The sequence below is a fragment of the Thermococcus sp. EP1 genome, assembly GCF_001317345.1.
Lineage (GTDB): Archaea > Methanobacteriota_B > Thermococci > Thermococcales > Thermococcaceae > Thermococcus_A.
In genome coordinates, this window is record NZ_JXCG01000025.1 from 1 (window position 1) to 4,194 (window position 4,194).

Below are 4,194 nucleotides of genomic sequence, written 5' to 3' on the forward strand. Positions count from 1 at the left end.
TATCAATTGGGGCAATTGGCAACTCAGCCATTCATAACACCTCCTGGGAAAATTCTTCATTCTTATTTTTGGAATTAAAGGTATATAAAGCTTTCGATAAACGGGCCTATTTTTGACCTTTTTATCCTTTGTTGCCTTATGGTCTCATAGAAACTGTTGAGTGAAGAAGTCATATTGGTCATATTTGATAACAATTTTCCTATATAAACAATTGACGAAATTTAGCTTCTCCCCTAGGTGAGCCCAGTTATTCTTCTAACTCGCATTCTAATGTTATTAGTTATGAATTAACTGCTTTATCAATGCTCACTCTATCAATGGAAATCCTTTAGTTTTTGAATATCATATCTCTGGGACTTAAAAACTTCCCTCCTTTAAGGAGGAATTAATCGGGTATTTATCAAACTCTCATCCACAAGAAATATAAAGAGTTAGTACCAAAAAATAACTTAGTCAAGAATGTTTTGGGGTGAAAAACTATGGGGTTGTTTGACAAGATCATCAAAAAAGAAGAACCAAAGAAAGAACTTGGAGCGGGTAGGAAAAGGGATGTTAAACATGAAGTCGAAGTTATTCCTCTGGAAGAAGATCTTATAGCAAAAACGATCACCGAACCAGAGATTAGATACATAAAGAAAATTGTTGTTACTAGTTACAGTGATTTGGAGAAAATTTCTGAGGAAATTCAAATGGGCAATATTATTATTGCAGATTTAACTCCTCTGGAATCAAAACCTGAAGTACTGGCTAAGGTTGTAGAGCAGATAAAGGGGATTACTCAAGCTCTTGGTGGAGAAACCGCAAAGATAGCTAAACATGAAATTAAGATATTAATAACCCCTCCTGATATTAAGATCTACAAAGGCTGATGGGTTCTCTAACCTTTATAAACCCCCTCTTCTTTTTAGTTGTGGTGAGTTAAAAATGAGTGAGATTCATGAAATTAGATTAGGTGATTGTCCTATTTGTGGTGGGAAGAATACTCTAAAGGCTTTGAATCATATTCACGAAATACCTTATTTTGGGAAAGTCATGGAATCCACGATAATCTGTGAGGAATGTGGATATAGGAATGCAGATGTCATGCTTTTGGAGGAAAAAGAACCAAGAGTGTATGTGGTTAAAGTAGAGGAGGAAAAGGATCTCTTTACAAGAGTCGTGAGGAGCAAAAGTGGTACAATTGAGCTTGAGGAAATAGGGATAAAAATAGAGCCAGGTCCTGCAAGTCAAGGTTTTGTTAGTAATGTGGAAGGAGTTCTTGAAAGGGCTAGGGAGACACTTTTAATGGCTAAGAGATTTAAACAGCAGGAGAATGATGAGGAAAGTGTTAGAAAAATCGAGGAAATCTTGAGTTACATTGCGGAGGTAAAAGAGGGTAAAAAGCCTCTTACAGTAAAAATCATGGATCCGTTTGGAAACAGTGCACTAATAGGAGAGAAAGTTAAAAGTAGGCTCCTCACCAAGGAGGAACTAGAAAAACTAAGTACCGGACCTTATATAATCTACGATCCAGAAAAGGGAGCTAGATAAAACGTATCTCTCTGGCCATAAGATCTTCAAAAAGGGCCTTTACCCAGGATTGTCGACTTTTAGTGGAGAGATGGATAATTCCTTCCACATGTACACCGTAAAGGTCTTTCATTTTTCCCCTTGTTAACGGTTCTTGAAATAAAAATGGCTTTTCCACAGTGAATGCGTATCCATATTCTTTAATATAAGCTTTCAGCCACTTTTTGCCCTCTTCCTCTCCATAGACAAATGCAAGGCCACTGCTATCTTTTGTGAGTTCCCATAATGTCTCAAAATCTGCCTTGATAACTTCTCCTACTTCAAAACCTCCAACTATGCTTCCTCTCTTGGTTAAGGCTTGATCTTCATTGAGTCCTAGCTTTTCAAGAGTTTTCCTTAGAATGTTCAAGTTGCCTCTTGCAATATAAAGAAAGATGGTATCACCTTCCTTGAAAATAGGCTTTTTCCTAATTTCATGATATTTTAGTCCCCTAAAGATTAGTTCACCGTAAACTTGATGGAGGGCTATAACGTGTTCCATACTTTCACCGAAATCAAAAATCAAGGAAGCTATTATAAAGATTTGTGTTAATTATCAATAACTTTATTCTACAGATCTCTCATTAATCTAAAAAGTGAAGTCTTTATGTATTCTAATTGCTCTTATAATGTCTCCAACAACTCCTGAAGCAGTTTCTTTTATGCCGGCTCCGGAGCCTTTAATAATTAGTTCCCCAAGCAAGTCTGTTTCTATTATTACAATGTTTGAGGTTCCATTTACTGCAAGTGGGCTATCTATGGGAATCCTTGTGGGCTTCACTTCTATTTTTCCATCTTCTATGGATGCTAATAATCTAAATGGCTCTCCTTTTTTCTTGGCCATTCTAACTTCATCCTCTGAGAGGGACTCTATCCCCTCTATCCGAACTTTGTCGAAGTCTATTGGGCGAAAGGCCAGATTATGTAAGATTGCTGCTTTATACGCAGCATCTATTCCTTTTAGATCTCCAGAGGGATCTCTCTCAGCTATTCCTAGTTCTTGTGCTCTTTTAAGAGCTTTCTGAAAGTCCATGCCATTTTCAATAGAGTTTAGTATAAAAGTAGTTGTTCCATTAAGGACTCCGAGGATTTTTATCACTGAATCTGCAGGTATGCCAGTTCTTAAGAGTGTTATTATGGGAGTTCCTGCCATAACCGTTGCTTCAAAGAGATAGGGAATACATTTTTTGTGAGATACACTGATTAAATCATTGTAATAAAAAACTACAGGGGGCTTGTTTGATGTTACAACGATTTTACCTGCTTTTAGGGCTTTTAAATGCCATTTTCCTGCATTTGGGTCATTTGTAACGTCTACTACTATGTCACTCTCTATCTCTTCAACGACTTCATTTGGGCTTAGAGAGTATATCTCATATTCTTGTCCCCAAAATTTAAGTGAGCCAAAGCTTCTCTTAACCTCAAGAGCCTCTTCAAGATTTATCCCCTCAGAGTTCCAGAGTGTGGCGCTAGAATCAGAAATACTAACTACTTTTATCTCAGTTCCATATTTTTCTTTAAAATATCTGTTTTTAGCATAAAGAACCTCTGCTACCCCTTTTCCAACATTTCCAAAACCAATAATGGAAAGGGAAATAGAATTCATCTTGCATTCACTATGGCCTTCAGTAAGTCAATATCTCTAATAAGCCCTATTATCTCCCCCTCTCCACGTATTACAGGGAGTTGCTCTATGTGTTCTTGGGTCATTATATTTGCTACTTCATATACGCTCATATGAGGAGTTGCTAGTTTCAGCTGGGTTGTCATTATTTCTTCCACAGGCTTCTTGGGAAGCTGGAGTTCAGATTTCTCGAATAAAAGTACAGGATGGCTCTCTAAAATCCACTCCTCCTCGCTAGACGCTGCAAGTTCTGCAGTTTTCATGACTCTAACTACTTCACTATCTTTGAGTAGGTCGGTTTCATCAATAATTCCAATGAGACTTCCTTCGTCATCTATTACAGGCAGAGCCATGGAGTTAGAAAGCAGAAGGGCTTTTAAGGCTGCTTTTAATGGAGTTCCTTTCCATACAACACTCACATACTTTTGATAATATGGCTCAATTTCTATGTTTTTCATTTTTTCATTTGTGGATAGATACCTTCTTATTATGTCTCCTACGGTTAGAATTCCTATAACCTTATTTTCTTTGTCTACTATAATAACTCTTCTGTAGCTGTGCTTTAAAATTAGATTAACAGCTTTCTTCAAACTATCATTTGGATGAACTGTGGGAACGTCTCTCTTAACAAGCATTGCAAGTTGATCCTCGTCAGGATGTAAGAGGACGCGTTTAATACTAACTATTCCAACAAGCTCCTTTGTACCTCTTTTAACAACCGGAAAAGACCTAACCTTGTGCCTTTTAAAAAGATCTAGTGCATAATTCCTAGTAGCTGGGAGTTCAATTACTACTGGATCTGGGGTCATGAGACTTTTAACTTTCATTTTCATCACCGCTTTTATGTAGGAAGTGTTTTCACTATTTAAGTTTTTCACTTTTGTGGGTGCGTGTCATCTTCCATTCGTTAGTGTCACAAATAGTTTATCCTTCATGGTCTTTGGCTCTTGTGCTCTTACCGCAAAATTTATAAACTCAATACAGGGAGTTGTTAGTGGTACGGCGGTCATAGCGGCGGGGTC

5 protein-coding genes are annotated in these 4,194 nt (G+C 37.4%); 2 read left to right on the forward strand and 3 right to left on the reverse strand.

Features of this window, described 5'->3' with window-relative positions; translation table 11 throughout:
* The first annotated feature begins 479 nt into the window (after positions 1–479).
* Both EP1X_RS09815 and EP1X_RS09820 read left to right on the forward strand, forming a co-directional pair.
* The gene (locus EP1X_RS09815; RefSeq protein ID WP_055284056.1) at positions 480–869 is read left to right on the forward strand and encodes a cell division protein SepF; all 390 of its coding nucleotides are present in this window, start codon (positions 480–482) and stop codon (positions 867–869) included.
* 55 nt (positions 870–924) lie between these two features.
* Entirely contained in the window at positions 925–1,530 is a 606-nt protein-coding gene (locus tag EP1X_RS09820; protein WP_055284057.1) for a ZPR1 zinc finger domain-containing protein, read from the forward strand.
* On the opposite strand, the gene EP1X_RS09825 is transcribed toward EP1X_RS09820, so the two are convergent.
* The 3 genes from EP1X_RS09825 to EP1X_RS09835 all read right to left on the reverse strand — a co-directional run bounded on the left by EP1X_RS09825 (position 1,523) and on the right by EP1X_RS09835 (position 3,999).
* A complete protein-coding gene (locus tag EP1X_RS09825; protein WP_055284059.1) occupies positions 1,523–2,050 on the reverse strand; it encodes an ASCH domain-containing protein in 528 nt (175 codons plus the stop codon). The genes EP1X_RS09820 and EP1X_RS09825 overlap by 8 nt on opposite strands.
* 87 nt (positions 2,051–2,137) lie before the next feature.
* Positions 2,138–3,154 carry a homoserine dehydrogenase gene (locus EP1X_RS09830; RefSeq protein ID WP_055284061.1) on the reverse strand — a complete coding sequence of 339 codons (1,017 nt, stop codon included), beginning with the start codon at positions 3,152–3,154 and terminating at the stop codon, positions 2,138–2,140.
* Positions 3,151–3,999 (reverse strand): CBS domain-containing protein, encoded by an 849-nt coding sequence (locus EP1X_RS09835; RefSeq protein ID WP_055284063.1) that lies wholly within the window; start codon positions 3,997–3,999, stop codon positions 3,151–3,153. The genes EP1X_RS09830 and EP1X_RS09835 overlap by 4 nt, the downstream gene beginning before the upstream one ends.
* Positions 4,000–4,194 lie beyond the last annotated feature (195 nt).